At 68.4% G+C, this 23,849-nt stretch carries 26 protein-coding genes; 18 read left to right on the top strand and 8 right to left on the bottom strand.

Annotation, left to right across the window (positions count from 1 at the left end; all coding sequences use genetic code 11):
• The 4 genes from H5V44_RS01225 (at window position 1) to H5V44_RS01210 (ending at window position 3,170) form a co-directional block, all read left to right on the top strand.
• On the top strand, window positions 1-702 hold the full coding sequence (locus H5V44_RS01225) for a precorrin-2 dehydrogenase/sirohydrochlorin ferrochelatase family protein (RefSeq protein WP_185191317.1): 702 nt from the start codon (window positions 1-3) through the stop codon (window positions 700-702).
• The gene (hemA, locus tag H5V44_RS01220; RefSeq protein WP_185191316.1) at window positions 687-2,063 is read left to right on the top strand and encodes a glutamyl-tRNA reductase; all 1,377 of its coding nucleotides are present in this window, start codon (window positions 687-689) and stop codon (window positions 2,061-2,063) included. The genes H5V44_RS01225 and hemA overlap by 16 nt, the downstream gene beginning before the upstream one ends.
• A 42-nt stretch (window positions 2,064-2,105) precedes the next feature.
• The gene (locus H5V44_RS01215) at window positions 2,106-2,381 is read left to right on the top strand and encodes a 4a-hydroxytetrahydrobiopterin dehydratase (protein ID WP_185191315.1); all 276 of its coding nucleotides are present in this window, start codon (window positions 2,106-2,108) and stop codon (window positions 2,379-2,381) included.
• 84 nt (window positions 2,382-2,465) lie between these two features.
• Window positions 2,466-3,170: an HAD family hydrolase gene (locus H5V44_RS01210; protein ID WP_185191314.1), complete on the top strand. Its 705-nt coding sequence runs from the start codon at window positions 2,466-2,468 to the stop codon at window positions 3,168-3,170.
• On the opposite strand, the gene H5V44_RS01205 is transcribed toward H5V44_RS01210, so the two are convergent.
• Window positions 3,155-5,056, bottom strand: a complete 1,902-nt coding sequence (locus H5V44_RS01205; protein ID WP_185191313.1) for a molybdopterin biosynthesis protein — start codon at window positions 5,054-5,056, stop codon at window positions 3,155-3,157. The genes H5V44_RS01210 and H5V44_RS01205 overlap by 16 nt on opposite strands.
• Window positions 5,053-6,327 (bottom strand): molybdopterin molybdotransferase MoeA, encoded by a 1,275-nt coding sequence (locus tag H5V44_RS01200; RefSeq protein WP_185191312.1) that lies wholly within the window; start codon window positions 6,325-6,327, stop codon window positions 5,053-5,055. Before H5V44_RS01200 ends, H5V44_RS01205 begins: the two co-directional genes overlap by 4 nt.
• 167 nt (window positions 6,328-6,494) lie before the next feature.
• On the opposite strand from H5V44_RS01200, the gene H5V44_RS01195 reads away from it, so the two are divergent.
• The 7 genes from H5V44_RS01195 (at window position 6,495) to H5V44_RS01165 (ending at window position 12,493) form a co-directional block, all read left to right on the top strand.
• Window positions 6,495-6,863, top strand: coding sequence for an Hsp20/alpha crystallin family protein (locus H5V44_RS01195; protein WP_185191311.1), 369 nt, complete (start codon window positions 6,495-6,497; stop codon window positions 6,861-6,863).
• 9 nt (window positions 6,864-6,872) lie between these two features.
• Window positions 6,873-8,540, top strand: coding sequence for an AarF/UbiB family protein (locus H5V44_RS01190; RefSeq protein ID WP_185191310.1), 1,668 nt, complete (start codon window positions 6,873-6,875; stop codon window positions 8,538-8,540).
• A 148-nt stretch (window positions 8,541-8,688) separates the two neighbouring features.
• The gene (locus H5V44_RS01185) at window positions 8,689-9,114 is read left to right on the top strand and encodes a DUF5518 domain-containing protein (protein ID WP_185191309.1); all 426 of its coding nucleotides are present in this window, start codon (window positions 8,689-8,691) and stop codon (window positions 9,112-9,114) included.
• Window positions 9,115-9,197: 83 nt separating this feature from the next.
• Entirely contained in the window at window positions 9,198-9,572 is a 375-nt protein-coding gene (locus tag H5V44_RS01180; RefSeq protein WP_185191308.1) for a translation initiation factor IF-5A, read from the top strand.
• Window positions 9,573-9,578: 6 nt separating this feature from the next.
• A complete protein-coding gene (locus H5V44_RS01175; protein WP_185191307.1) occupies window positions 9,579-10,487 on the top strand; it encodes an arginase family protein in 909 nt (302 codons plus the stop codon).
• Window positions 10,488-10,535: 48 nt separating this feature from the next.
• Window positions 10,536-11,300, top strand: coding sequence for a Nif3-like dinuclear metal center hexameric protein (locus tag H5V44_RS01170; RefSeq protein WP_185191306.1), 765 nt, complete (start codon window positions 10,536-10,538; stop codon window positions 11,298-11,300).
• 98 nt (window positions 11,301-11,398) lie between these two features.
• The gene (locus H5V44_RS01165; protein WP_185191305.1) at window positions 11,399-12,493 is read left to right on the top strand and encodes a deoxyhypusine synthase; all 1,095 of its coding nucleotides are present in this window, start codon (window positions 11,399-11,401) and stop codon (window positions 12,491-12,493) included.
• A gap of 51 nt (window positions 12,494-12,544) precedes the next feature.
• On the opposite strand, the gene H5V44_RS01160 is transcribed toward H5V44_RS01165, so the two are convergent.
• A complete protein-coding gene (locus H5V44_RS01160; RefSeq protein WP_185191304.1) occupies window positions 12,545-13,120 on the bottom strand; it encodes a metallophosphoesterase in 576 nt (191 codons plus the stop codon).
• Between the two features lie 144 nt (window positions 13,121-13,264).
• Between H5V44_RS01160 and H5V44_RS01155 the strand changes: the two genes are divergently transcribed.
• Together H5V44_RS01155 and H5V44_RS01150 are read left to right on the top strand one after the other, a co-directional pair.
• Window positions 13,265-13,876: a translation initiation factor IF-2 subunit beta gene (locus H5V44_RS01155; protein ID WP_185191303.1), complete on the top strand. Its 612-nt coding sequence runs from the start codon at window positions 13,265-13,267 to the stop codon at window positions 13,874-13,876.
• Window positions 13,877-14,310: 434 nt separating this feature from the next.
• A complete protein-coding gene (locus H5V44_RS01150) occupies window positions 14,311-16,173 on the top strand; it encodes a PAS domain-containing protein (RefSeq protein WP_185191302.1) in 1,863 nt (620 codons plus the stop codon).
• A 267-nt stretch (window positions 16,174-16,440) separates the two neighbouring features.
• On the opposite strand, the gene H5V44_RS01145 is transcribed toward H5V44_RS01150, so the two are convergent.
• Window positions 16,441-16,599, bottom strand: a complete 159-nt coding sequence (locus tag H5V44_RS01145) for a hypothetical protein (RefSeq protein WP_246403615.1) — start codon at window positions 16,597-16,599, stop codon at window positions 16,441-16,443.
• Window positions 16,600-16,626: 27 nt separating this feature from the next.
• Between H5V44_RS01145 and H5V44_RS18040 the strand changes: the two genes are divergently transcribed.
• Window positions 16,627-16,725: a BBE domain-containing protein gene (locus tag H5V44_RS18040; protein ID WP_185191301.1), complete on the top strand. Its 99-nt coding sequence runs from the start codon at window positions 16,627-16,629 to the stop codon at window positions 16,723-16,725.
• A 108-nt stretch (window positions 16,726-16,833) separates the two neighbouring features.
• Here the strand turns inward: H5V44_RS18040 and H5V44_RS01135 are convergent, their stop codons facing one another.
• Window positions 16,834-17,622: a class I SAM-dependent methyltransferase gene (locus tag H5V44_RS01135; RefSeq protein WP_185191300.1), complete on the bottom strand. Its 789-nt coding sequence runs from the start codon at window positions 17,620-17,622 to the stop codon at window positions 16,834-16,836.
• Window positions 17,623-17,785: 163 nt separating this feature from the next.
• A complete protein-coding gene (locus H5V44_RS01130; RefSeq protein ID WP_185191299.1) occupies window positions 17,786-18,583 on the bottom strand; it encodes a helix-turn-helix transcriptional regulator in 798 nt (265 codons plus the stop codon).
• A gap of 196 nt (window positions 18,584-18,779) precedes the next feature.
• Between H5V44_RS01130 and H5V44_RS01125 the strand changes: the two genes are divergently transcribed.
• A complete protein-coding gene (locus H5V44_RS01125; protein WP_185191298.1) occupies window positions 18,780-20,129 on the top strand; it encodes a cytochrome P450 in 1,350 nt (449 codons plus the stop codon).
• A gap of 113 nt (window positions 20,130-20,242) precedes the next feature.
• A complete protein-coding gene (locus tag H5V44_RS01120; protein WP_185191297.1) occupies window positions 20,243-20,512 on the top strand; it encodes a hypothetical protein in 270 nt (89 codons plus the stop codon).
• 52 nt (window positions 20,513-20,564) lie between these two features.
• Here H5V44_RS01120 and H5V44_RS01115 read toward each other — a convergent pair whose 3' ends face one another.
• Both H5V44_RS01115 and H5V44_RS01110 read right to left on the bottom strand, forming a co-directional pair.
• Window positions 20,565-21,512 carry a DUF4350 domain-containing protein gene (locus H5V44_RS01115; protein WP_185191296.1) on the bottom strand — a complete coding sequence of 316 codons (948 nt, stop codon included), beginning with the start codon at window positions 21,510-21,512 and terminating at the stop codon, window positions 20,565-20,567.
• Window positions 21,505-22,458: a S49 family peptidase gene (locus H5V44_RS01110; protein WP_185191295.1), complete on the bottom strand. Its 954-nt coding sequence runs from the start codon at window positions 22,456-22,458 to the stop codon at window positions 21,505-21,507. Before H5V44_RS01110 ends, H5V44_RS01115 begins: the two co-directional genes overlap by 8 nt.
• A 117-nt stretch (window positions 22,459-22,575) precedes the next feature.
• On the opposite strand from H5V44_RS01110, the gene H5V44_RS01105 reads away from it, so the two are divergent.
• Together H5V44_RS01105 and H5V44_RS01100 are read left to right on the top strand one after the other, a co-directional pair.
• Window positions 22,576-23,157: a TlpA family protein disulfide reductase gene (locus H5V44_RS01105; protein ID WP_185191294.1), complete on the top strand. Its 582-nt coding sequence runs from the start codon at window positions 22,576-22,578 to the stop codon at window positions 23,155-23,157.
• A 1-nt stretch (window position 23,158) separates the two neighbouring features.
• Window positions 23,159-23,833 carry a cytochrome c biogenesis CcdA family protein gene (locus H5V44_RS01100; protein WP_185191293.1) on the top strand — a complete coding sequence of 225 codons (675 nt, stop codon included), beginning with the start codon at window positions 23,159-23,161 and terminating at the stop codon, window positions 23,831-23,833.
• Window positions 23,834-23,849: the final 16 nt, after the last annotated feature.

The raw sequence follows: 23,849 nt of genomic DNA, 5'->3' as shown, positions 1-23,849 counted from the left end.
ATGATCCCGCTGTACCACGACTTCACCGACCAGACCGTGCTGATCTTCGGCGGCGGTCCCGTGGGGGCGCGGAAGGCCCGGCGGTTCGCCGCGGAGGCCCGGGTGGTCGTCGTGAGCCCCGCCTTCGAGGCCGACGACTTCGGCGGCGCGGACCTGATCCGCGCACGCCCCGCCGCCGACGACGTGGGGAGGTGGTTCGACCGGACGACGCCCGCCCTGGCGGTGGCCGCGACCGACGACGACGGCGTGAACGACGCGGTGGCGGCGGCGGCGCGGGACCGCGGCGTCCTCCTGAATCGGGCCGACCGGAGCGCGGCGATCGGGGACGGCGGGGACGACGCCGAGGACCCCGACGCCGCCGGCCCGCCGGCCGACGTGGTGGTGCCCGCGACCGTGACAGACGGGGACGTGCGGGTTGCGATCTCGACCGGGGGCCGAAGCCCGGCCCTGGCAAAGTACCTCCGCGAGCGGATCGGATCGGAGATCGAGGGCGCCGAAGGGATGGCCGACCTCACCGCCGACCTCCGGGCGGAACTCCGGGCGTCGGACCTGGAGCCGTCCGAGCGCCGTGATGCGGTTCGGGCCGTCGTCAGGAGCTCGGAAGTTTGGAAGGGTTTACGTACGGGGACCCCCAATCCTCGCCGAGAGGCGACACGCGTGATACGAAACACGACGGGGGGTGACCGATGGACACGGAAGTGATCCGTGGGGCCCGTGTGTCGCACGAGCGGGCGAGCGTCGACCAGATCGAGGCGGCCGCGGGCGAAAGCGCCCGGGGCGTCGTCGAGTCGCTGCTCGCCCACGACGGGATCAGGGAGGCGTTCGCGCTGCAGACGTGTAACCGCGCGGAGGCCTACGTCGTCGCCGACTCCACCGAGGCCGGACGGGCGGCGCTGTCGCTGCTCGGCGCCGGACTCGACGACGGGAGCGTGGTGGTCGAGATGGGCCACGAGGAGAGCCTCCGGCACCTGATGCGGGTGGCCGCCGGGCTGGAGTCGCTGGTCGTCGGCGAGGACCAGATTCTCGGGCAGTTCAAACGCGCCGTCGAGGTCGCCCGCGGCGCGGGCGGGCTGGGGCCAACCCTGGAGACCGGGCTGACGAAGGCGGTGCACGTGGGCGAACGCGCCCGCACCGAGACGGTGATCAACGACGGCGCGACCTCGATCGGCACGGCGGCCGTCAGGCTTGCCGAACGCGAGACGGCGCTCGAGGGGGCAACCGCCCTGGTCGTCGGCGCGGGCGAGATGGGGAAACTCGCCGCCACGGCGCTCGCCGACGCCGGCGTCGGGGAACTGATCGTCGCCAACCGGACGGTCCCCCACGCCGAGCACGTCGCCAACTGCGTCGACGCCGACGCCCGGGCGATGTCGCTCGACGACGTCGAGGACGCCCTGACGGCGGCCGACGTGGTCGTGACCGCGACGGACAACTCCGAGTACGTGGTCGACGCCGACGACGTTGCGGCGGCGGGCGAGACGCTCGTCGTCGACCTCGCACAGCCGCGGGACGTCGATCCGGCGGCCGGGGAGGCCGGCGCGGTCGAGATCCGGGATATGGACGACCTCGAGTCGGTGACCGCGGAGACCCGAGCGAACCGGGAGGCGGCCGCGCGGGAGGTCGAGGCGATGATCGACGCGGAGTTCGACCGGCTGCTCGACGAGTACAAGCGCCGGCAGGCCGACGAGGCCATCGGCACGATGTACGAGGCCGCAGAGCGGATCAAGGCCCGCGAGGTCGAGACCGCGGTCTCACAGCTGGAAGCTGCCGGCGGGTTGACCGACGACCAGCGGGAGGCCGTCGAGTCGATGGCGGACGCCCTCGTCGGGCAGTTGCTCGCCGCACCGACCAAGAGCCTCCGGGAGGCCGCCGCCGAGGACGACTGGGAGACCATCCGGACCGCGATGCAGCTGTTCGATCCCGGGTTCGGGGACGGGCCCCCCGGCGGCGACGGGAGGCCGGAGGGTGCCCCCGACGGAATCCCGATCGGGAACTCCGAGGAGGGCGGGCTGCGACGCGACGGCGGGTCGCTGCGGCCGCCCGTCGAGGGCCGGTCCGACGACTGAGCCGGGAGAAACGTTATGCGCCCGGCGGGAGAGGCCTCGGATATGGCTGAACTACTGTCAGACGACGAGATCCGATCGCGGCTGCCGGACGGGTGGGAACGCGACGGCGACGAGATAACGCGCACCTACGAGTTCGACGATTACCTCTCGGGGATCTCGTTCGTCACGCAGGTCGGCGAGGTCGCCGAGGAGGAGTTCCACCACCCCGAGATCGTCGTGGGGTACAAGGAAGTCGAGGTCCGCCTCACCAGCCACGAGGAGGGCGGGATCACCGGCCAGGACGTCCGTCTGGCGAACCTCTTCGACGCGGAGTATTGACGCCGGACCGGCGGCGGCTTCCGGCCGGCGCCCGCCTCCCGCGCGACGAAACCCACTTGCCGTCGTGGAGCCTACCTGATCCCGATGGGCGCCGACGATCCCGCGACCTACGACTTCTGGCTGTTCGACCTCGACGGCACGCTCGTCGACGCGGAGTGGTCCTACACCCGCGCCGTCTTCGACCGCGTGGGCGACCGGATCGGCCGGCGGTTCACCGACCGCGAGGCCGAGATCATCTGGCACGGCCTCGGCGGCTCCCGCGACGAACAGCTCCGGGAGTGGGGAATCGACCCGGAGATGTTTTGGACCGCGTTCCACGAGGTCGAAGACCCCACGGCCCGCGCGGAAGCGACGTACCTCCACGACGACGCCGCCGACCTGGTGTCGGAGCTTTCGGCCGCCGAAGTCCCGGTCGGCGTCGTGACCCACTGCCAGGAGTTCCTCGCGGAGCCGGTGGTCGACCGCCTCGGGGTCGGCGACTGGTTCGACGCGTTCGTCTCCTGTAGCCCCGACCTGGGGTGGAAGCCCGACCCGCGGCCGGTGTATCACACCATCGACCGGCTCGGGCTGGACCCGACGGAGCCGGGACGGGGGGTCCTCGCCGGCGACGGCGCCAGCGACATCGGCGCGGCGTGGAACGCCGGCCTCGACGGGATCCACGTCGAGCGGCACACCCCACAGCGGCGTGGGCACTGTGTGCTGGCGGACCGTCGCGTCTCGTCGTTCGCGGAGTTGTCGGAGGTCGGTGGCGGCGACGCCGACCCCGGTCGGTCTCAGTCCGGGCCGTAGCCGGCGAGTCCGTCGACGACGCCGTCGATTGCCTCGACGCCCGCGGCCAACTCCTCGACCCCGGGCTTCCCGACGCGGTCGGGGTTCGCGCGGACGCGGACCGACTCGGTGCCCAGCGCGACGACGCCGAGCCCCAGCGACTCGGCGGTGGCGCGCAGCCCCAGCCCCGCGTCGGCGTCGCCGCGGGCGACCGCCCGTGCGGGGCTCTCGAAGCCTTTCGTTCCGACCCCGAACCCGCGGATCGCGTCGGTGAGCGCCGACTGCGACGCGTCGCGGTCGGCCGCGAGTTCCGCGACGGCGGCGTCGAGGCTCGACCGGAGCCCCGAGTCGGTCCCTCGGTTGACGAACGCGAGGTCGCGGTCGACGAGGTCGCCGAGCCCCTCGATCCCGTCGGGGTTTTCGGGGGGAACGACCAGCCCCCACTCCCGTGTCCACCCGCCGAGGTCGACGCTTTCGACCTCGCGGTCGGTCGGTCCGGCGACGACGGCGACGTCGGGGACGCCACCACGGAGCCGGCGCAACCCCTCGCGGCTCCCGACCGGGAGGAAGCGCGGCGAGCGGAGGTCGTCGAGCACCCGCGAGAGCGCGGGGTCGGGCTCGCCGACCGCGAGCAGCGTCGGCGGGCGGACGTCCGGCGAGAAGAGTTGGACCTCGACCTCGTTGCCCTCGCCCAGGTATTCGGTGTCGGGGTCGACCGCGACGACGCCGTCGGCGTCGACCAGGGAGGTGGTCGCGCCGGAGCCCTTGTCGACGGGGTAGACCAGCGTGTCGCCGTCGGCGTCGTTCACGAGGCCCGCGGGCATCAGCCGGAGCCGGCCCTCGCCGTACCGCTCGCGGACCGCCATCCGCCCGCTGACGGTCGCGGTCTCGGGTTCGGGAACCCCGGCAGCCTCGCGGATCGCGGGCGCGACGAACGTCCGGAAGATCGTGAGCGCCGAAACGGGATAACCGGGGAGGCCGACGTAGGCGCCCCCGCCGAGTTCGCCGACCAGCATCGGCTTCCCTGGCTTGACCGCGACGCCGTGGAGGAGGAGGTCGCCCCGCTCCTCGATCACCCGGTAGATCACGTCGACCGCCGACGCCGACGTCGACCCCGAGGAGAGCACGAGGTCGCACTCCGCTGCGGCGTCGAGCAGAAGCCGCTCCATCTCCTCGTAGTCGTCGCCGGCGTGGGGGTACAGTTCGGCCTCGCCGCCGGCCTCCTCGACGCCGGCGGCGATGGTGTAGCTGTTGACGTCGTAGATCTGGCCCGCCTCGCTCCGGAGGTCGCCACCGGGGCGGACGAGTTCGTCGCCCGTGGAGACGATGCCGACCGTGGGCCGACCCCGAACCGGGACCTCCTCGAGCCCCAGCGCCGACAGCAGCCCGATCTCCCGGGGCGTGAGTCGGGTGCCCGGTCCGAGCGCCCGGGCGCCCGCCGCGATGTCGGTACCGGCGAGCATCACGTTGTCCCCCGGCGCGACCGCGGTGTAGGCGGCGACGCCCCGTACCGCGCCCTCCGCGTGGCGCTCCTCGGTGCGTTCGACCATCACGACCGCGTCGGCGCCCTCGGGCATCACCGCGCCGGTGGAGATCTCCGCGGCCTCGCCCTCGCCGACCTCGACGTCCGGCTCCGTGCCCGCGTGGACGGTGCCTACAAGTTCGAGTTCCACCGGGTCGGCCTCGTCCGCCCCGAAGGTGTCCCGGCCGCGGACGGCGTAGCCGTCGACGCTCGCGCGGTCGAACCCGGGCACGTCGAGGTCGGCGTCGACCCGCTCGGCGAGGATCCGTCCTCCGGCGTCCGACAGCGGCACCGTCTCGGGGTCGGGTTCGAGATCCAACGAGGCGATGGCCTCGCGGGCGGTCTCGGGGCTTTCGAGGGTGCGGAACTGCTTCCGGTCGCTCACGCCGACCACTCCCAGCGTTCGACGGCGACGGTCTCACCCGCGTCGTATCCCTCCCGGCCCTCGGGGACGGCGACCCACCCGTCCGCGAGCGCGACCGAGGAGAGTACCCCCGATCCCGAGGCGCGGGTGGGCGTCGCGGTCGGCAGGGCGTCGTCAGTTTCACCGCCCGCCGCGCTGTGGTCCAGTTCGACCCGTGCGAACGTCCGGACACCGGGCTCGCTGGGGATCTTCCTGGCGAGTTGCGCCCGGACGGTCGGCGGCGGGTCGTCGGGGAGATGGCCCATGTGCTTCACCAGCGGCCGGAGGAACTGCATCGCGTTCACGATCGCGGCGACCGGGTAGCCCGGCAGCATCACGATCGGCGTCTCGTCGACCACGCCGAGCGCGACCGGGTGGCCCGGCTTCAGGGCGACCCCGTGGACGAGGACCTCCCCCAAGTCGTCGACGACCTCCGGGATGAGGTCGCGTTCGCCGACCGACGACCCGCCGGTCGTCACCACGATGTCCTTGGTGAGATCCCGCTGGACCGCCGCCCGGAGCGCCGAGGCGTCGTCGGTGACGACGTTGCGGTACGTCGGGAGCCCGCCCCACCGCTCGACCAGTTGCGAGACCGTGAGCCCGTTGGTTTCGACGACCTCGCCGGGGGCGGGATCCGACTGCACCAGCTCCTCGCCGGTGGGGATCACGCCGACGGTCGGCCGCTCGTAGGCGGTCACGCGGTCGACGCCGACGGACTTCAGGAGGCCGAGATCAGACGGCCGAAGCTGGTGGCCGGGGTCGAACAGCGGCTGGCCCTCGGAAACGTCCTCGCCGACCGGCGCGACGTTCTCGCCTTCGGTGACCGCGTCGAACACTTCGAGGTCGCCGCCGACGCGTTCGGCGTGTTCGATCATCACCACCGCGTCGGCGCCGTCGGGGAGTTCGCTCCCGGTGTGGACGCGGACTGCGGTCCCGTCGGCGACGGCGGTCTCCGGCGACGACTGGGCGTCGCCGTCGGCGACGCGGAGCACGCCCGGCGACCGGTCCGAGGAGCCGAACGTGTCCGCGGCGCGGACCGCCCACCCGTCCATCGCCGCGCGGTCGTAGTCCGGAACCGCCCGCGGCGACGCGACCCGTTCCGCGAGCGCGCGGCCGTCGGCGGGGATCAAGGCGAGTCGTTCGGTCCGGTCGTGGGGCGTCACCGCGTCGAGAACGCGTTTTCGGGCGTCGTCGATGCGGGTTCGGTTCTTGAACCCGGCCGATCGGCGGTCGGGAGTGTCCGCGGAGTCCATACCCGAGGAAGCGCCCCCGGACACAAAAAGAACCGCGGCCGTGACGTCCGTCCGGCCACCCGACAGCCGGGGGCGGAGCACCGCGGCAACGAGGCGAGTAGCCCCCCTCGGGCCGGTGAACGAGCCGAACCGCGGCCTTTTTCGACCTCCCGCTACTACCGATCGGTATGTCAAAACTGCGGGACGCGCTTCGGGACCTTCCCGAGTCGGTGTTCGCCGATCTGCTGGAGTCCGACGACGCGTACCTCGTCGTGCTCGACCTCCCCGGGGTGACCGCCGACACCGCGGAGTTCCGTATCCAGCGCGGCCGGCTCGTCGTCGAGGCGCGGCGCGCCAAGGACGTACCGGCGGCGTTCCACTACGTCAGCGAGGAACGACCGCTGTTCGTCGACGCCGAACTCCCGCTGCCGCCGGATGCGACCGGCGCGGGGGCCTCGGCGGAGGCGGCAAACGGCGTCTTCGAGATCCGGATCCCCAAGCGGGAGGCGACGCCGTCGGAGACGATTCCGATCTCGTCGGCCGGAGACGACGCGTAACCGCCGCCCGTGAATCTGCGCGCGTACTGGCGGTTCCTCCGCGTGATCCGGCAGTTCTTCCCGCTGATCGTCGCCTACAGCCGGGACCGGCGGAAGTACCTCCTCTTCGGCGGCACCCGGCAGGTCGACCCCGGGACGCAGGTCGAGCGCGCCGAGATCCTGCTGGACTCGCTGCTCACGCTCGGACCGACGTTCATCAAGCTCGGGCAGTTGCTGTCGACCCGTCCCGACGTCCTCCCGCCGGCGTACATCGACGTGCTGTCCAGCCTCCAGGACGACGTGCCGCCGGCGCCGTGGGCGGAATCGAGACGGGTCATCGAGGACGAACTCGGCCCCGTCGACGAGGCGTTCGACGACTTCGACCGTGACCCGATAAGCGGCGCCAGCCTCGGCCAGGTGTACACCGCCGAGTACGACGGCGATCCCGTGGCGGTGAAGGTCCGTCGTCCGGGGATCGAGTCGCTGGTGGAGGCGGACCTCCGGGTCATCAAGTGGTCGCTGCCGCTCGTCAAGCGGTTCATCGGGCAGGGACGGGCGTTTTCGCTCGAGAACCTCGCCGACGAGTTCTCGAAGACGATCCGCCAGGAGATGGACTACAGCCGCGAGAAGCGGATCTTAGAGGAGATCGGCGCGAACTTCCGCGAGAGCCCGGAGATCCGGATCCCGCGGGCTGTCGAGGCCCGCTCGGGGCCGCGGGTGCTCACGATGGAGTACCTTCCGGGGACGAAGATCAACGACGTCGAGGCCTTAGATCGAAAGGGGATCGACCGGACCGAGTTGGCGACGACGCTCCAGCAGGTCTACCTCCAGATGATCGTCGACGACGGGGTGTTCCACGCAGACCCCCACCCCGGGAACCTCGCGGTCACCGACGACGGGGAGATCATCTTCTACGACTTCGGGATGTCCGGCACCGTCGACCCGTTCATCCAGGAGAAGATCATCGACTTCTATCTCGCGGTCGCAAACCAGGACATCGACGCCATCCTCGACACCCTCATCGAGATGGGGACGCTGTCGCCGGAGGCCGACCGGCAGGTCATGGGCGACGTGATGGAACTCGCGATCGCGGACGCCAGGGGCGAGGACATCGAGCAGTACCGCGTCCAGCAGATCATCGAACAGGTGGAGTCGACCATCTACGAGTTCCCGCTGCGGTTGCCGCGGAACCTCGCTTTGATCCTCCGGGTCGCGACTGTGGTCGAGGGGGTCTGTGTCACGCTCGACCCCGACTTCGACTTCATCTCGGTCGCAACCGACTACCTCCAGGAGGAGGGCTACTACGAGGAAACCGCCAGACAGCTGATCACGGAGGGGGGCCAGCAGATCCAGGAGACCACCCGCGCGCTGTTCGAGGTGCCGCCGAAGCTGAACCGGACGCTCGACCGGGTCCAAAACGGGAATCTGAAGGTCAACGTCCGGCTGGAGGACGACAACGACGTCCTCGACCGGCTCGCCCGCCGGATCGTCTACGGGCTGTTCGTCGCCGTCGGCGCGCTGTCGACGGCGATCCTCTTCGCGTTCGATCAAACCAGCGTCCTGCCGGCGGCGGTGGCCGCCGTACTGTCGATCCCGCCGCTGATCGCGCTGTACCGGTCGTTCCGACAGAAGCGCGGGATCAAGGCGAAGCCGCAGTTCACCCGGCAGAGTATGCGCGAGCGTCGCGATCGGGAGTGAAAGCGGCCGCCGGGCGGTGCCACACATCGTCGGGGACCGCCGGGTGGTGTTCGGCCGGACGGTGTCGCACACCGTCGGGGACCGCGCAGTTATCAGGACTGAGTGTGTGACGCGTAGTTTTATTGCCCGAGCGGGGTGTTTCGGGGGTATGACCCGGTGGCGGGCGGTGGGGGCCGGCTTCGCGCTGGCGGCCTGCAGCGAGGCGCTCGTGTTCGCCGTGACCGGTCGGGTGACCCTGATCGGGGGGCTGGCGGGGAGCGCACTCGCGGGCTACGTCGCCGGCAAAAAGCCGGCCGAGGGGGCGTGGCACGGCCTCCTGACCGCGATGGCGTGGGGGATCGTCCTCATCCCCGGGTTGGTCGCGCTGTCTGTCGTCACGGACGCGCCGCTGCCGTTTCCGATCGAGTACCTGCTCCCGTTTCTGGACACCGCCGGGGAGGCGACCGCGCTGATCCTCCTGAGCGCCAGCCTCCCGAACGTCGCGGCGGGGGCACTCGGGAGCCTGACGCGCCGGCAGGACGACCGCACGCGGTCCGGGAGACGGTCCCCCTCCAGCGACCCCGACGAGTCGTGAAGCAGGGGCCGGCGGCGAGCGGCCGGCGGCCCGGAGAGCGCGTTTCCAAACGGTTTATACCGAACACACGACAATCCCGGGGTATGCCGAAAGAGCAGAAGCAAGTCCGTGATCTGCAGGAGGGCAGTTACGTGATGATGGAGGAGTCGCCGTGCAAAATCAACGCCTACAGCACCGCGAAGCCGGGTAAACACGGGAGTGCGAAGGCCCGCGTCGAGGGCCGCGGCGTCTTCGACGGCCGAAAGCGGTCGCTGAGCCAGCCCGTCGACGCGAAGGTGTGGGTGCCGATCATCGAACGAAAGCAGGGCCAGGTCGTCTCGGTGACCGGCGACGACGCCCAGATCATGGACCTCGAAACCTACCAGACGTTCACGATGCGGATCCCCGACGACGAGGACCTCTCGCCCGACGACGAGATCGAGTACCTCGAGTACGAAGGCCAGCGGAAGATCGTCTGAGGCGTGATGTTCCCCGGGGCGACCGCGTCGGGCGAGAAGGCCGCCTACGCCGTCGTGGGTGCGCCGCTCGACGTATCCACGACGTTTCGGCCCGGGACCCGGTTCGGCCCCGAGCGGATCCGGCGGTTCGCCCGGACGTTCGACGACTACGACCACCTGACCGGCCTGCACTTTTCGGAACTGTCCGTTCACGACCGCGGCGACGTCAGGGCGTGGGACGATGCTCCGGCGTACCTGTCGTGGCTGGCGGGCGAACTCGGCGACGCCGTCGCCGACGGCGCCGTGCCCCTCCTTCTCGGCGGCGAACACACGGTGTCGGCGGCGGGCGTGAACGCGACGGATCCCGACGTGTTCGTCTGTCTCGACGCCCACCTCGACCTCCGCGAGGCGTACGACGGCAACGAGTACAGCCACGCGACTGTCACCCGGCGGATCCTCGATCGTGCCGGCGCCGGCGTCGGCGAGGGAAAGGAGACGGACGGCGGCGCAGACGGGAGAATCGAGAGCGACGGCGCCGACGCGGATCCCGGCGTCGAGGAGGCGGTGATCCTCGGCGCGAGGACCGGCTCACCCGAGGAGTGGGACCGCGCGGCGGAGTCGGACGTCACCGTCGTCCCGCCCGAGGAGGTCGCGGACTTCGACGTCGACGCGCATCTCAACGGCCGCAGCGCATACCTGAGCGTCGACGTCGACGCCGCCGACCCGGGGTTCGCGCCGGGGACGGGGACGCCCGAACCGTTCGGGCTGGAGCCCCGCGAGATGCGCGACGTCGTCCGCGCGGTCGCCCCCTCGGCCGAGGGGTTCGACGTCGTCGAGGTCAACGACAGGGACGACGGCCAGGCCGCGTCGCTGGCGGCGAAACTGTGTCGGGCGTTCGTGTACGCACACGCCGACAGCCGGGAGCGCTCCGATTGAGAGCCCGCGACCGGGGAGTACAAACCGCCGGCGGCCGACGCGCCGAGTATGGATCTGTCGACGCTCACAGACCGGCTCGACGACCGGCTCCGGACCGAAGAGTACGCCGACGTCGACGCCAGCGCCAACGGCCTCCAGGTCGGCCCCGACGACGCGGCGGTCGACCGCGCAGCCTTCGCTGTCGACGCCGCCGCGGCGACCATCGCCGAGGCCGCCGACCGGGGCGCGGACCTGCTCGTGACCCACCACGGCCTCGTGTGGGGCGGGCTGGATCGGGTGACCGGCCGGGAGTACGACGCGGTCGCCGCGCTCGTCGAGAACGACATCGCGCTGTACGTCTCGCATCTCCCGCTCGACGGCCACTCCACGCTCGGGAACGCCGCGGGGCTGGCCGACTTCCTCGACCTCGCCGACCGGGAGCCGTTCGGAGCGATGGGGCCGGTGACGATCGGTCGCCGGGGCCGCGCACCCGACGCCTACGGGGTCGACGGGCTTCGCGGGCGGGTCGCCGAGTTGGACACGGGCGGGCGGGAGCCACAGGTGCTCGACTTCGGCCCCGAGCGGATCGAGGACGTCGCGATCGTGACGGGGTCCGGCGCCGACTGGCTCGGGGAGGCCGCCGAGGCGGGCGCCGACGCCCTCGTCACCGGCGAGGGGAAACAGCAGGTCTACCACGAGGCCCGGGAGGCGGGCGTGACCGTCGTGCTCGCGGGCCACTACGCGACCGAAACCTTCGGCGTCGAACGGCTCGCGGACCTCGTCGCCGAGTGGGGCGTCGAGACCACGGTGGTGTCGCATCCGACCGGGTTGTGAGGCGAGGACGCCGGTCGGGGAGCGCAACGCACCGGATCGGCCGGCGGTGAGGAGGCCGGACCGCGGGACCTAACCCCGCGGGCCGTCCACAGGGTCGTATGAGCGACGACGGCCCCGACGGCAACGGCCACGCCGCGGACGATCACGACCCCGACCGCGAGGAGTTCCACGAGGCGCCCATCGACCACGCGCGGGTCCGGGGCGGAATGACCGTCGGCGAACTCGCAACCGAGTACGGGAAGGCCGGGATCGGCGCCGCGACGGTCGACGAGGCCGTCGACGTCTACGCGGAGATGCTGGCCCGCGAGGACGTGACCACGTTCTTCGGGCTCGCGGGGGCGATGGTCCCCAGCGGGATGCGGGCGATCGTCGCGGACTTGATCCGCGACGGCCACGTCGACGCCCTGGTGACGACGGGCGCGAACCTCACCCACGACGCGATCGAGGCGATCGGCGGGAAGCACCACCACGGCCGCGCCGACCCCGACGACCCACATCCCGCCGGCGACGGGGCACGCGGGGGTGGCGGCGCCGAATCCGGAACTCCAAGGGAGCACGACGAGACCCTCCGCGACGAGGGCGTCGACCGGATCTACAATGTCTATCTGCCCCAGGAACACTTCGCGCTGTTCGAGTCCCACCTCCGCGAGAACGTGTTTCCGGAAGCGGAGCGTCGGGTGACGATACAGGAGTTCACCGCGGAGCTGGGGCGGGCGAACGCCGAACGGAACGCCGAACGCGGCGTCGACGAGGATCCGGGGATCGCCGCCGCGGCCCACGAACACGACGTGCCGATCTACTGTCCGGCGATCCAGGATTCGGTGCTGGGGATCCAGGCGTGGATCTACTCCCAGACCTCCGAGTTCGCGCTGGACGCGCTGGGCGACATGACGCACCTCTCGGATCTCGCGTTCGACGCCGACCGGGCGGGCGCGATGGTGGTCGGCGGCGGGGTGCCGAAGAACTACGTGCTCCAGACGATGCTGACCATCCCCGACGCCTACGATTACGCCGTCCAGCTGACGATGGACCCCGACCACACCGGCGGGTTGTCGGGGGCGACACTCGATGAGGCGCGGTCGTGGGGGAAACTGGAGAAGTCAGCGCGGAACGCTACGGTCGTCGGCGACGCGACCATCACGCTGCCGCTGGTCGTCGCCGCCGCGCGCGAACGGGCCGGCGAGCGGGAGTAGCCGGGACCGCGGCGGATTCGACGCCCGGCGTCGGTTCGGTTCCCGAGCGGATCACTCCCTCCGATCGAGGTACTCGCCCGCGGCGTCGACGTCGCGGAAGCGGGAGCCGTCGGGACACGACTCGAAGAGGTCCGTCAGCGCGTCGAGGCGCAGCGGCCGGAAGTTAAGGAGTTCGCTGCTCACGTTGACGCGCCGTCGGTCGTGGGCCACGAACGGGTACGTTTCGGTGTCGTTGTTGTGGTGGTGACCGTGGAGCACCCACCCGTCCCAGCCGTCGGGGACGTCCGCCGGCCGGTGGGTGCAGTAAAAGTCGTACCCGTCGTGGGACAGCGTACAGTGGTCGACGACGGGAAACGGGGCGTCTTCGGGATCGAGTCCCACGTCGTGGTTGCCGCGCACCAGGAGGTCGGCGTCGAGTTGTTCGAAGTACGCGATGGTGTCCTCGCCGGTGGACATATCCATCGCGACGTCGCCGAGGTGGACGAGCAGGTCGTCGGTGTCGACGGTTCCGTAGTGTCTGTTGAGCAGGCTGGTGTCCATCTCCCCGACGGAGCTGAACGGTCGGTCGCAGTACTCGATGATGTTGTCGTGTCCGAAGTGGTGGTCGGAGATCAGGAACCGCGCCATACGGCGGTCTGCCCCCGGAGGGGGTAAATGGCTTGTGTACGACTTCGACAGCAGTCGATCGGGGCCGATCGCGCCGGTGCCGACAGTGGGCGGTGTAAACGCGTCACACGGAACGGATTTACGCCCCCGTATACTCCCTCTCGTATGAACTACGCAGATTCTCTCGACCGGGCGCTTTCGGAACTCCCCGAACGGAACGTAGAGGAGTCGCGGCTGAACGTGCCCGACCCCGAAGGCGAGACAGACGGCGCGTTCACACGCCTCACCAACCTCGGCGACATCGCGGACGCGCTGGGCCGGGAGGTCGAACACGTCCACCGGAACATCCAGGGCGAGTTGGGGACCAACGGGCAACTGGAGGACGACCGCGCGCGGTACAACGGGTCGTTCACCGTGGCGGACTTCGAGGCCGCGATCGACGAGTACGTGACCGAGTACGTGGCGTGTTCGGAGTGTGGCCTCCCCGACACCCGGCTCGTGACCGAGGACGGCGTGGATATGCTCCGGTGTGAGGCCTGCGGCGCGTTCCGCCCGGTCGCAAAGCGCTCGGCGTCCACCCAGAGCTCCCAGTCCGGGCCCGCCGTCGAGGAGGGGACGACCTACGAACTCGAGATCACCGGGACCGGCCGGAAGGGCGACGGCGTCGCCGAGAAGGGGAAGTTCACCATCTTCGTCTCCGGGGCCCAGGAGGGCCAGACGGTTCGGGCGATCGTCGAGCGGACCAGCGGGACGCTGGCGTTCGCGCGAGTGGTGTAGGGCGCGGAACGTTCTTTTGTGGGTGTGGCGTAGCACGGGCCGGCCGATGACGACGGCACCGCTCCGAGCCGGGGTGGCGCTCGGCGATGACGATCCCTATGAGTGCCGAGGTCTGCATCTCCTGTGTAAGGGGATGCATCCGTTATTGAACAGATGCGCAGTGGAGCGTCCATAATGGGTCTACTAAGCGGAAAATATAACAATCAACTCGGGTGTTGGCTTACGGCCGAAGGCCGGGTGCCGATTAGAGTAATCACTGAAGATTGAAACCGTAATGGCTGACAACGTATCTCAGTGGACGGCGCACGATTTGATATCACCGGTGTCGAATCTGTTAAACGGATCGGATCTAGCGATCCCGCTCAGTGACCCAAACAACCTGTATGATTTTCACCCGAATAATTAAACTGCGGTAATCCTTAGCATACCACACAATGGGGAGGGCCAGTAACGCGATACGAGTTCTTCACGTTGATGATGAGCCTGATTTCGCTGACTTGGCCACGACCTTTCTCGAACGTGAGGACGACCGGTTCAACACTGAAACAGCAACAAGCGCCGCCGAGGGACTCGACCGTCTCTCCGGCCGTACGTACGACTGTATCGTCTCAGACTACGACATGCCGGGGCAGAGCGGGAGTGAATTTCTCGAAACCGTCCGCGACGAGCACCCCGACCTCCCATTCATTCTCTTTACCGGAAAGGGAAGTGAGGAAGTCGCCAGTGACGCTATCTCCGCTGGTGTGACCGACTATCTACAAAAACAAAGTGGGTCCGACCAGTACACTCTCCTCGCCAACCGGATCAAAAACGCTGTCGAGCGGCGGGAGGCGCAACAACGACTCGAACAGGCTGAGACTATGTTCGAGAACGCTCAGGATTCATTCTTCCTTATTGATGTATCGGAGGAATTTACTTTCGAGCGGGTGAATCCAGCGTACGAGGAAGCGACGGGGCTAACAAACGGCGCGCTGTCTGGTCGGACACCCAGAGATATCCTCGGCGATGATCGGGGAGCCGAAATTGAGCAAAAGTATCGCGAATGCGTCGAGGACCGGGTGGAACTCGACTACGAGGAGACCCTCTCAATCGATGGTAAGCAGACACACTGGGAGACCCGGATTGCGCCCGTAGTGATCGATGGCGAGGTTGAGAAAATCGTCGGCGCAACTCGTAACATCACGAGTCGGAAACAACGCGAACAGAAATTACAATTGGTCGAGACATTATTCGAACACGCTGAAGAATGCCAGTTCATCGTTGACGTTGCGGACAGTGAGTTCAAACTACGCCACGCAAACAAGTATTACAAGCGTACGGTCGGACTTCCGGCCGACGAACCGGTTACAGGTCAGACACCGACTGATTTGTTCGGAGAAACTGGCGGACAGGAGATCCTTGAGCGCTACGGGGAATGCGTCGAAACACACCAGTCGGTCACGTACACAGTTGAACTACCCGTTCCGGAGGAAGGAACGGTCTACCGGACGATACTCACGCCGGTCATCACCGACGACGAAGTGACACACATCGTCGGGACAGCCCGTGATATCACCGAGCTCAGGGAACGCGAGCAAGAGCTCCGGGAAGAACGTGCCTTCATCGAGCAGTCGCTTGACGCGCTTGGCGACGTGTTCTACGTATTCAGCGCCGACAGGGAAATTCTGCGGTGGAATGATCGTCTCTCGGAGGTGACGGGATACCCCGACGAAGAGATCGCAGGGATGGAACCGACGGATTTCTTCCCGGAGGACCACCAGCCTCGGATTGCCGACGCAGTCACAGGGATCATAGAATCAGGGAGTACAACAGTTCAAGCGGACTTCCTGACAACAGACGGCGAGCGGATTCCACACGAGTTCACAGGGTTTCGATTAACCGATCCGGACGGAGAGGTGCTGGGCTTTGCCGGGATCGGACGTGACGTGAGACGGCAACGCGAATACGAGCGACAACTCGAACAGCGCAACGAACGGCTGGAAGAGTTCACGAGTATCGTCAGCCACGATCTCCAAAGTCCGTTGAACGTGGCTGACGGACGGTTAGAACTTGCCCGTGAGGACTGTGAAAGCCAACACCTGGACGAAGTCGACCGAGCTTTAGATCGAATGGACACCCTGATTGAAGACGAACGGGACAACGTGTTCGACGCAGGGTATACCACGACCGAGGAGGGGACTGGCTTCGGGTTGAGCATTGTCAAGCAAGTCGTCGACGCCCACGACTGGGAAATCCGTGTGACTGAGGGGACTGACGGAGGTGCTCGGGTCGAAATTATCGATCTGAAATTTGAATAATAAATAGAGCTACCTCGTTCGAAGATATAAGAAATATGGATGTTTGATTACTTCTCAGCGATTTTGATTTCTATCGAGCCCCTCTTAAGAGCTTCTTGAACCTCTTCAGCCGTCAAAAGGATAGACGCGCCAATGAGGTCATCGTCCCGATCCTTCCATTCGGTTACTTCATACGTTTGAGAGATCAATCACCTCCGTAATTCAGAGATTGATACTGTCGGCTATAGTCCCGTGAAGGATTTCGACACCCCGGGGTGTCGAAAATCTTCACGTAGTTATAGCCAACAGTATGAGGGTCTTGATACAGTCCAGGTACTCTTTGCGAGCGTCCTCTCGATCCACTCGCGTATAGATGTCCATCGTCTCGTTCGCCGCGTCACCGCGGATGTACCGCAGGATGTACTGTTTCATCCCTTGATTGCGCATCAGGAGTGGGAGGATTGGGCCACGCAGGTGCACGGGTCAAACTACAGCCGGCTCGCGAATGTGAAGGCGAAATACGACCCCGAGAACGTGTTCAGCCGGAACGTCACCGTTCGGCCCGCCGACTGAGCACCGGGCGACGCGGCTCCGATCCGAATACCAACCCGAGAGCTGTCCACAGACGGACGAGTCAGCGGCCGATCCCGGCTCAGAACGCGATACCCCCGAAGTGGCCGCTCAGACGGTCCCACGGACGAGCAGGTACTCGATCGTGTAGACGTTGTCCGCGAAGTAGTCGCTGGCCACGTCGACCCACTCGTCGTAGAGGGCGTCCTGGTCGGTCGCCTGCTCGAACGGCGTCCGGATGGCGCCGCTGATGTCGAGCGTGTGCTCGACCATATGGGTCGGCGAGAGCCCGTGCATATGCACCTCGCCGCGGTCGAACTCGAGGTCCTCGAAGAGGTCCGCAAAGCGGTTCTCGACGAACTCCGCGTCGCCCCAGTAGAACGGCTTGACCACGTCGTCTCCCCTCGGGTGGTAGTCGGCGAGCGCGTCGTAGGCGTCGCCGACGACGCCGTCGAGCGCGTAGGCGGTGTAGGCGACCGTCCCGCCGGGGTCGGCGGCGCGGACGAGTTCCTCCGTCGCCGTCACCGGATCGGACGTCAGGTGGTGACCGAACGACGACAGCACGACGTCGTACCCCCCGCCGACGGGCAGGTCGGTCGCGTCCCCGCGCTCGAACGCGATCTCCGCGTCGATCAGGTCGGCGTTCTCCTGGGCCCACTCCAACATATCCCCGTTGAGGTCGATTCCCGTCACGTCCGCGCCGCGGCGCGCTGCGGTGATCGCCACGTTGCCGGTGCCGCAGGCGACGTCGAGAACGCTGTCGTCCGCCGTCACGTCGGCGGCGTCGACGAGGTGTGCCGCCGCGGGCGCGACCACGCGAGCGTACTGGTGGTACGGAACGCGCGACCAGAGTGCTTCGACACGCTGTGCCTCCGTCAGTTCGGGTTCTGCATCCGACATCGCTGCTCCGGGGCCTCCCGCCCCGGGTCGACGCATTCGGCGATGGACAGTTAGTTATTATCAGTGAAATAACACGAACCGGGTAGAACGAACACGGCGGCCAGTTCCGCACGGGGTGATCGTTTCACACGGCGTGAACGGCGCGGGTGCGACCACCCCCGTTTCAGGGTTCGAGATCCTCGGCGGTCAGCGGTTCGGCGTCCGCCTTGGCCCGCTCGTACCGGGACCGGGTCCACTCGACGATCGGGTCCGCGCGGGATTCGAGGTGGACCTGTGGCTTGCTGTCCGACCCCCAGCCCGCGATGGCCGCGAGGTCGTCGAACATCCCGACGCTGTACGGTTTCGGCTGATCCTCGGGGGCCAGGTAGTAGTTTCCGCCGGCGTCGATGATCTTCTGTTTGAATTCGCGTGTAGTCGGGTCGGACCGGATCTGTTCGAGCTCCGACGGCGGGACGACCGCCTCCAGTTCGAGGGTTCCGGCCTCGATCCCCTCGTAGATCGGCTCGGCGACGATCCGTCCGGTTCGGTACGCGAACACCTCCAGCCGGTCGGCCTCCCTGATGAGCGTGATCCACCGGTCCACGATTTCGAGGACATCGACGTCGTCGGGGTCGGAGATCCGCGCCTCCGAGAGCAACCGCAGGTCGAAGTCCATCTCGTCGACCGGCAGGAGGTCGACGACCGGCCCCACGTGACACGCCACGTCCATCGTTCCCGCTAACCGCCGGTAGTCGGCGGCCAGCAGTTCCCCGACGGGTGTCGTCGTGTACCCCGTTTCCGTCTCGCGGATCCACCCCCGCTGGCGGAACGCGTCGATCGCCCGCTTGACGGTGACGTCGGAGATCCCGGTCTCGTCGGTCAACTCCTGTTCCGTGTACCGGCCCCCAGCGAGCGTTTCGAGAACCGTGATCCGGTTCTCCGACCGCGTCAGGAAGCTGATTTCCCCGAACGGATCCACCATAGCCGTTATAGCCGCTGGCGATACAAAGATCGGGGGTACGGGTCGGAGCGGACGGTGTTCCGACGGCCGAGCGCGGACCGACCGTCGATAGATTACGACGATCGAACGCGGATCGGGCGTCGGTGACAGGCCGGGCGATCGGCCGCGAGTGGCCGGGCCGCGAAACGCACAAACCCACGCGGCCGTATGAGACTGTATGAGTCAGCGACGGCGCCCACCCAACCCGCCCGAGGCCAACGTCATCAACGCGCTGCGGTTCACCCGGACACCGCTGCGGTTCTTAGAGGGCATCCAGTCGCGGTACGACGACGTCGCCGAAGTGTCGCTGCCGGTCGGCCCCTCGATCGTCGTGGTGACGAACCCGTCGCTGTGTCACGAAGCGATGGACCGGATCGACGACTTCTCGCGGGTCCCCGCAAGCGGCGCGGCGGCGCTCATCTCCGAACACGGGCTCGTCCAGACCGAGGGGCCGCTGTGGCAGAACCAGCGCGAGGACATCTCGCCGGGGTTCGGCGCCGGTCCCTTGGAGACGTACGTCGACGCGGTGGCCGACCGGGTGACGTCGCTCCGCGAGGAGTGGGACGCCGCCGTCGACGCGGGCGAGCCGGGTCGTGACCTCCACCGCGATATGACCGGCGTGACCGTGCGGGCCGCGAGCGAGGCGCTGTTCGGCACCGACATCGGCCCCGAGCGGGCGGCGGAGATGCACCGGATCGCCCGCCAGGCCGCCACCGAGTTCGAGGTGTCGGCGACGACGATCACGCCGGAGTGGTTCCCCGATCGACCCGCCGCGGAAACCCGGGGGATGGCCGCGCGGCTCCGGGAGATGGGCGAGGAGATCATCGAAACCAAGCGAGCGGAGCGCGACCCCGAGGACCCGCCGCAGGATATGCTCGACTTCCTACTGCTGGCCGAGGCCTCCGGCGATCGCGACTACCCCGAGAACCACCTCCGCGACCAGGTGGTGTCGTTCCTGATCGCGGGCCACGAGACGACCGCGCTGGGGACCACCTACACCCAGTCGCTGCTGTCGTGGAATCCCGAGGTGCGCGAACGGGTCCGCGAGGAGGCCCGCAAGGTGATCGGCGACGACAAGCCGGGGTTCGAACACGCCGCCGACCTCACGTACACCGGCAAGGTGTTCACCGAGGCGCTCCGACTATACCCACCGGCGTGGGCGGTGCTCCGTAGCGCTCAGGGGGCGCAGTCGCTCGGCGGCTACACCATCGACGACGGCTCGCTGGTGATTATGCCGCAGTGGTCGGTCCACCGCGACGGGCGGTACTTCGAGAATCCGGCGGAGTTCGACCCTTCGCGGTGGGACGACCGCGGGCCCAGCGAGCGGCCGGCGTACTTCGCGTTCGCCAGCGGGCCGCACGCCTGCGTCGGGCGCGGGTTCGCGGAGAACGGCGCGCGGGTCGCGCTGGCGACGCTCGTCCGCGACTTCGACCTTGACGTCCCGCGGGATCAGCTCTCGAACCTGATGGTGACGCCGACGCTCCGGCCGGGCGACGGCGTCGACGCCACGCTCTCGCGGGCGGAGTGAGGGCGAGGAGAGAGCCGCGACCGAGGTAGACCCTGACCTACACGGCCACGACCGGGGGTGTCGATCCCTCGGGTTTGGGGCGGATTTTTGATCGTGTGTACCGTATCGACTGTATGCACAGCGGACTCCTCTACCGCGCCTCGGTCGCGGTCTGCGGCGGCTGTCTCGGCGCGGCCGGGCTGTCGATGCTCCTGTCGGGGCACGTTACCCTTACCGCGGTGCTCCTGTCGGTCGGCGGGGTCGGGATGGTCGGAGCCGTGGCCTACGATGCGGTGGTATCGACTGGATCGCTCACGACCGTCCCCGACGACCGGGTCGTGGCGGTCACGACGACGATGGCGCTTCTCACGGTCGTCGGCGGGCTCTGGGAAGCGGTCGTATGAAAGCCGTATGAGCGGGGTGACACCCGGCGACGGGGCGGACAGCCGCGGCCGACTATCCCCCGAAGGTGCCCGAGTCGCCCGACGCGAGGAACGACAGCAGGTTGCCGGTGAACTCCTCGTTGTCGGCGTCGTAGAGTTCGGGCTGGGAGAGGAACGACCCGTCGGCGACGAACACCACCGAGTCGTTGCGGACCACCACGGGGTAGGTACCCGCCCGCCGGGTGTCGAGGGTTTTGGTCCCCTCGACGGCGGTGTAGTGGACGGCGACGTCGTCGCTGTTGGTCACGACGTACCCGCTCCGGTGGAAGGTCACCGTCTCGACGCCCTCGGTCAGCACCCCGCCGCGGGTCGGCGTCGCGTAGATGCTCTTGAAGTTGTTGTCGTTCTGCTCGTCGTTCACGTTGTAGAGGCCCTCGGCACCGACCCGGATCCCGTAGCTCTCCGATAACTCGGTCGCCCCGAAGGAGACCTGCGAGATGGTCGCGAACAGCCCGCCGCCGATCCGGGTCTGGGTCGGCTCGCCGGCGATCACCGCGTGGCCGCCCGCGTCGACGTAGTCCCGGATGGCGTCGCGCTCGCCGTCGGGGTACGGGCTGGCCGGCTGGACGATCAACAGCCCGGAGGAGTCCTCGAGGGCGTCACCGAACTCCTCGTCGTTGCTGCCGTCGAGGACCGTCACGGAGTGCCCCGCCTCGAACATCGCCCCGAGGATCGGCTCCAAGTCCGTCCGGCTCGTCCCGCTCGATCGACGGATGTCGATGACGATTCGGCTGCCGTTCTGCGTCGAGTCGACGGCGAGTTCGCCGTCCTCGGGGTCGGCGCCGATGTCGACGGCGTCGGGCTGGTACTGCGCGGGCGATTGCCCCTCGATAGTTGCCCCGTCGGGCGAGCCCGTCGGCGCCGAGCCGACCAGCGCCGAGACGGCGAACGTCCCCGCCAGCACGACCGCCAGGGCGACGATCAGCACCGCAAGCGGCTGGACGATGTTGCGGTCACTCATCGGCATCCCCCTCCGCGCCGGCCGTCGCCTCGACGGGTACGCCCCACACGGCGTAGTACCGCACCGGGCGGACGAACTCCGTCTCCCCGGCGTCGGCCTCGGTATAGTAGATGGTGTTCCCGTCGACCTCCTCGACCGCGGCGGCCTGGATCGACAGCGTGATCTGCACCGTCCGGGTCGTGTACGCGACGTCGTAGTTGTCGCCGTCGATCCGGTCGGAGCGGGCGGCGGCGGTCTCGATCGCGGAGCCGATGTCGCCGATCCGGTCGGCGAACCCGTTCTGGACCGCCTGGGTGCCGAGGTAGGTCCGGCCGTTGGCGACCTCCTCGCGGCTCAGACTGAGCTCGTCGCTGCGGTGGGTCATCACCGTTCCGACGAACGCCCGTTGGAGGCGTTCCAGATCCTCACGGAGCCGGTCCTGATCGATCTGTGCCTTGTCGGGGCCGGAGCGGACGAACGTCCCCGAGACCTGCTCGGCCTGTTCGACCGCGCTCAGCGGCGCCTGGACGATCACGCCGATGCTGCCGACGGTCGAACTGGGTTTGACGATGATCTCGTCTGCCGGGACGATGCCGTAGTAGCCGCCGGAGGCGGCCGCGCCCTCGACGTACGCGACCACCGGCATCTCCGCGGCGGTTCGGTTGACCGCGAGGTAGAGCTCCTCGCTCGGTGCGACGGGGCCGCCGGGGCTGTCGACCCGGAGAACGACGGCGGCGACGGAGTCGTTGTTCCGCGCCTCGCGGAGGGCGGTCGCGACGGCGTTGACGTTCGCGTCGGTCGTTCCACCGCGGAGCGTGATGACCTGAACCGTCGGGTTGTCGTCGGCGGCGGCCGACCCGATGTTCCACACGATCGGGGCGGCGACGGCGGCGAGGACCACCAGGACGGTCACGACCACCACGTACGCGGCCTTCGTTTCCGAGATGGGCCAGCGGTTGTCGGCCATAGACACGAGTTGGGCCACGAATTCATAAACCATTGGCCGGGGTGGCGCGTCGAACCGGGACTGATTCGGGACGAATTTTGAACAACGGTTTAGTGTACCCTCCCCGACCGTGCCCCTATGCGTGATCGAAGCACCGACGACACCCGGACGTTGCATTCCCGCCGGGCGCTGCTCGCGGCCGGCGGCGCGGCGGGAACGGCGCTCCTCGGCGGCTGTCTCGGCGGGGGCGGCGACCCCGGATCGGAATCGGGGTCGGGTGGCGACACGACGACCGACGCCGCCGGCACGGACTGGCAGTCGGTCGAGCTCGACGAAGTGCGCGGCGGGGAGACGTTCACGATCGCGGGCCTCCAATCGCCGACGATCGTCCACTCCTTTGCGGTGTGGTGCCCGAAGTGCGAGCGGCTCTCGAACCAGTTGACCGCAATCGACGGGGAGTACACGATCCTCGGGCTCAACACCGATCCCAACGAGGACGCGGCGAAGGTCCGGGAGTACGCCGAGGAAAACGACTTCGGGTGGCGGTTCGCGGTGGCGCCGACCGACCTGACCGACGCGCTCGTCGCCGAGTTCGGGTCGACCGTCGTCAACGCCCCCAGCACGCCGGTCATCGTCGTCTGTGGGGACGGGAGTACGACCTTTCTGTCGGGCGGCGACAGCACCCGGCCGACCATCACGAACACCGCCGAGGGCTGTTGAGATGCCGCTGGCCGGCGAGGTCGCGACCTCGTTCGCCCTCGGACTTGCGACCCCGCTGTCGGCGGTGTGTGTGGTTCCGTTGTACCCCGGGTTTCTGGCGTTCCTGTCGAACCAGGGCGAAGCCGCGCCGTCGGTCGCGACGCTGTCGGCGATCGTCGCGGGCGGCGTGATCGCGTTTATGAGCGTCGTCGGCGTGGTGTTCACGACGCTGCTGCAGTCGTCTTTGACCGCCGTCGTCGAGGTGGTCTCGCCGATCGCGTTCGGGCTGCTCGCGGTCCTGGGTGTCGTCCTGATCGCCGACCTCCATCCGCAGTCGCGGCTCCCGACCGTCGAGCCGCCACAGACCCGCTACCCGTCGGCGTCGGCGTTCGCGTACGGCGCGTTCTTCGGCGCGATCGTGTTACCGTGTAACCCCGGGTTCATCTCGGTGTTCTTCGCCCGGGCGTTCCTGTTTGCGGACCCGGTGGCGAGCGTCGCCAACTTCGGCGCCTTCGGGGTCGGGATGGCGGCGCCGCTTCTGGGGTTCGGGGTCGTCTCCGAGCCGTGGCGCGATCGGGTCCTCGGGGCGCTGACGCGGCACCGCCGCGGCGTCAACGCCGTGACCGGGAGCGTCCTGCTCGCGGTGTCGGCCTACTACCTGGTGGTCGTCTTCGAGGTGTTCGGGTCGGTCGGGTAGCGTCGGACCGCGGCAG

It is taken from the genome of Halobellus ruber (assembly GCF_014212355.1).
GTDB lineage: Archaea > Halobacteriota > Halobacteria > Halobacteriales > Haloferacaceae > Haloquadratum > Haloquadratum rubrum.
Note: the sequence above shows the minus strand (reverse complement) of the source record. Positions and strands in the feature narration are given on the sequence as shown.

Excerpts from the sequence above, each read along its gene's own strand:
- H5V44_RS01225 (WP_185191317.1), top strand. The coding sequence starts at position 1 with ATGATCCCGCTGTACCACGACTTCACCGACCAGACCGTGCTGATCTTC.
- hemA (WP_185191316.1), top strand. The coding sequence starts at position 687 with ATGGACACGGAAGTGATCCGTGGGGCCCGTGTGTCGCACGAGCGGGCG.
- H5V44_RS01215 (WP_185191315.1), top strand. The coding sequence starts at position 2,106 with ATGGCTGAACTACTGTCAGACGACGAGATCCGATCGCGGCTGCCGGAC.
- H5V44_RS01210 (WP_185191314.1), top strand. The coding sequence starts at position 2,466 with ATGGGCGCCGACGATCCCGCGACCTACGACTTCTGGCTGTTCGACCTC.
- H5V44_RS01200 (WP_185191312.1), bottom strand. The coding sequence starts at position 6,327 with ATGGACTCCGCGGACACTCCCGACCGCCGATCGGCCGGGTTCAAGAAC.
- H5V44_RS01195 (WP_185191311.1), top strand. The coding sequence starts at position 6,495 with ATGTCAAAACTGCGGGACGCGCTTCGGGACCTTCCCGAGTCGGTGTTC.
- H5V44_RS01185 (WP_185191309.1), top strand. The coding sequence starts at position 8,689 with ATGACCCGGTGGCGGGCGGTGGGGGCCGGCTTCGCGCTGGCGGCCTGC.
- H5V44_RS01180 (WP_185191308.1), top strand. The coding sequence starts at position 9,198 with ATGCCGAAAGAGCAGAAGCAAGTCCGTGATCTGCAGGAGGGCAGTTAC.
- H5V44_RS01175 (WP_185191307.1), top strand. The coding sequence starts at position 9,579 with ATGTTCCCCGGGGCGACCGCGTCGGGCGAGAAGGCCGCCTACGCCGTC.
- H5V44_RS01170 (WP_185191306.1), top strand. The coding sequence starts at position 10,536 with ATGGATCTGTCGACGCTCACAGACCGGCTCGACGACCGGCTCCGGACC.
- H5V44_RS01165 (WP_185191305.1), top strand. The coding sequence starts at position 11,399 with ATGAGCGACGACGGCCCCGACGGCAACGGCCACGCCGCGGACGATCAC.
- H5V44_RS01160 (WP_185191304.1), bottom strand. The coding sequence starts at position 13,120 with ATGGCGCGGTTCCTGATCTCCGACCACCACTTCGGACACGACAACATC.
- H5V44_RS01155 (WP_185191303.1), top strand. The coding sequence starts at position 13,265 with ATGAACTACGCAGATTCTCTCGACCGGGCGCTTTCGGAACTCCCCGAA.
- H5V44_RS01150 (WP_185191302.1), top strand. The coding sequence starts at position 14,311 with ATGGGGAGGGCCAGTAACGCGATACGAGTTCTTCACGTTGATGATGAG.
- H5V44_RS01145 (WP_246403615.1), bottom strand. The coding sequence starts at position 16,599 with ATGCGCAATCAAGGGATGAAACAGTACATCCTGCGGTACATCCGCGGT.
- H5V44_RS01135 (WP_185191300.1), bottom strand. The coding sequence starts at position 17,622 with ATGTCGGATGCAGAACCCGAACTGACGGAGGCACAGCGTGTCGAAGCA.
- H5V44_RS01130 (WP_185191299.1), bottom strand. The coding sequence starts at position 18,583 with ATGGTGGATCCGTTCGGGGAAATCAGCTTCCTGACGCGGTCGGAGAAC.
- H5V44_RS01125 (WP_185191298.1), top strand. The coding sequence starts at position 18,780 with ATGAGTCAGCGACGGCGCCCACCCAACCCGCCCGAGGCCAACGTCATC.
- H5V44_RS01120 (WP_185191297.1), top strand. The coding sequence starts at position 20,243 with ATGCACAGCGGACTCCTCTACCGCGCCTCGGTCGCGGTCTGCGGCGGC.
- H5V44_RS01115 (WP_185191296.1), bottom strand. The coding sequence starts at position 21,512 with ATGAGTGACCGCAACATCGTCCAGCCGCTTGCGGTGCTGATCGTCGCC.
- H5V44_RS01110 (WP_185191295.1), bottom strand. The coding sequence starts at position 22,458 with ATGGCCGACAACCGCTGGCCCATCTCGGAAACGAAGGCCGCGTACGTG.
- H5V44_RS01105 (WP_185191294.1), top strand. The coding sequence starts at position 22,576 with ATGCGTGATCGAAGCACCGACGACACCCGGACGTTGCATTCCCGCCGG.
- H5V44_RS01100 (WP_185191293.1), top strand. The coding sequence starts at position 23,159 with ATGCCGCTGGCCGGCGAGGTCGCGACCTCGTTCGCCCTCGGACTTGCG.